Origin of the sequence: Vibrio sp. M260112, from assembly GCF_036533775.1 — a bacterium.
GTDB lineage: Bacteria > Pseudomonadota > Gammaproteobacteria > Enterobacterales > Vibrionaceae > Vibrio.
In genome coordinates, this window is the sequence record NZ_JATABH010000115.1 from 1 (window position 1) to 2507 (window position 2507).

A 2507-nucleotide genomic window follows, 5' to 3' on the forward strand; every position below is an offset into this window, starting at 1 on the left:
GTGTTACACAATCACTGTTCTCAAAATGGCGAAGTAGGTACCTCCTGAGCATGCTGGGGGACTTACTAATTACAACGCTAAAGTGTTGATCAAAATTACAAACAGCTAATACTGTAATTTTAGATTTGACATTCATCCATGGGTAAACCTGTGGTTTTATGTATACCCGTGATCATTGAAGATGCTTGATTTTCAATAGAATCAGGATCATGCTACTAACCATGAAAATTACACTGACTCCTCAACAGAAACTGCAACTCGAACAAATGCACGACATTGAACGTGATAGTCGAGTTTGCGACCGTATTAAAGCGGTTTTACTGTAAGCGTTCACCAGCAGTCCATTGACAAAAAGTGTGAGTTAACGCAATTGATCCAACATTCCTAATTGAGTGATCATTGATTCTAAATAAAATCAAGCATTTTCAATGATCAGGGGTATAGCTCTCAATTTCCATCGCGGCATATGATAGCGAAGACGACATGACTAACGACGTCGCAATGCTTAACTTAAATATTTTTATTTTCATATTGGATAATTCCATTGGTTATAAAATATTAGATATATTTCAGCTAAAAAATTCCTTCAGCACTTAAATATTAATAATTTAAGCGTTATTAGTGCATGGGAAACATCCTTTGGCTATGTGAGAAAAATCCGACTTATATGTATGTTGACTCGTGATCACACTATTTTCATGATTTGTAACTTTATCCACTTTAAACTCAATTAAATTTGACATTAAATATGGCTCCAGTTTATTCTAATTTTGTTTATTATCATTAGAATTTTTTATTATCATTAGACTAACCTAGATAAAGAATATTTAAATTACAAAATTGTCATTTAATAAAATTTTCTTTAGTGGAGGAAAAAAAACAATGACAAACATTGGTTCGATCTCATGCGTAATGCTATTTATAATATCAACAATTAGTTATGCGATAGAGCTTGAGGATGTAAGATTATCGGCTGGAAGTGGGTTACTTATCGGTACTGATGGGTGCTCAGAAAGCTACTATCAGTGTGACTTAAATTCAATATATTACGAATTTGGGATCGATTTTGAATCACATAATTTAACTCTGGGTAGCTCACTTTTAATCGCCAATGACTTTGAGGCTCAATCTGAAAAAACTCAGAATCGACAAGACTTCAATATCAAGTCGCTTAATACCATTACTAAATACAAGTACCCACTTGGTCCCGACTCTCGCCTAGATTTTGGTATTGGACTCTCTATATGGAAAGACAAACAATACGGCATCAGCGACAGTGAGCATGTCGGTAGCTCTGCATACCTTATGTTGGCGTATGATAGATACGTCAACTTATTAGATCTCAATGTCAGTTCTAGCGTTAAATACTTTCCTAATTTTTACGGTTTAGACTTTGACATGTTGTTACTTGGTGTTTCATTCTCGAAAAGTCAAATTCAGCGTCGAGTCAAAAATGCGATAGAGAATAGTCAGGTAAAAAGTAACATCGATTACCAACAAGTGGTAAGCACAACTCTATATTTTGATGAATCATCAAGTTTATTAACTTCCTCCCATAACCTAACTCAATTTCTAGATGGCGATTACTTCGTTGTATATGGATATAGGAGTTACAACGAAGACATTATTATTTCTATCGATCGGGCACGAAGAGTAGAAAGTGCTTTAAAAGAGCTTTATCCCAATTCAAAAATCGACATTATTAATATGTCTTACACCGTTCCTTATTCTGCAAAAAATAATGGTGATGGTTACCAAGAAGAACGCAGGGTAATCATTAAATCATATCGTCCAAACTAAGGCTTATTTATGAAGATGTTAATAACGCTCATTTGTCTTACTGCAATTTTCGGCTGCAAAAGTGAAGAAAAGCTATTTGCAGAAGTCGATAAGGAAGAAGTCAATATCGTTGAAAAAGGCATAAGATGGTCTAGTCTTTCTATTGAACTTGATAATAAACATTTATCGATAGGCAGTTCATTTGATCCTAACGTAAAAGTAATCGATACAAATGGAAATTCTTATCTGTTAGATCCTAAATCTGTCACATGGAAATTTTCGGACCCCTCTGCTATTAGTTTTGGGCAAGGGACTAATGGTTTCTTCTCAGCAAACAAAAACACAAGAGTGACGATTCGCGCACAGTATGAGACCCTCTCCTCTAATGAATTAGTGGTTAATATCGAACCTGTATATATTTATGATACAAAATTAGTGTCTTACGCAAATCCTGTCGTTTTATCACATGCCGTTGAGTGGGGATCCCGCAAACTCTATCTCAAAGCTCTCATGAATAATGGTTCAATTATTGATGTCACTGAAAAGGCAAATTGGACGTCAAGCGACAGTAGTGTCATCATTTTCACACCTGGAATTGCGGGAGTTTTAAGTAAGACTCTACGAAGTACGGGGGCTGGCAAAGCAACCGTCACTGCCGAATATGCGGGTTTCACTAAATCCATTGATATAGAGGTTAAAGACCTATTGAATTTAGGCGAGAAAGTTGG

2 protein-coding genes and 1 pseudogene are annotated in these 2507 nt (G+C 35.5%); all 3 read left to right on the forward strand.

All coding sequences use genetic code 11. The annotated features are described in order from the left end of the window. Positions 1-209: 209 nt before the first annotated feature. Positions 210-323 (forward strand): annotated as a pseudogene (locus QTN95_RS20225) (IS630 family transposase); the annotation flags it as partial. 559 nt (positions 324-882) lie between these two features. After that, positions 883-1800, forward strand: a complete 918-nt coding sequence (locus QTN95_RS20230) for a hypothetical protein (protein WP_331418779.1) — start codon at positions 883-885, stop codon at positions 1798-1800. A gap of 9 nt (positions 1801-1809) precedes the next feature. Next, positions 1810-2507, forward strand: a 698-nt coding sequence (locus tag QTN95_RS20235; protein WP_331418780.1) for a hypothetical protein, incomplete at its 3' end; no start/stop codon positions are given.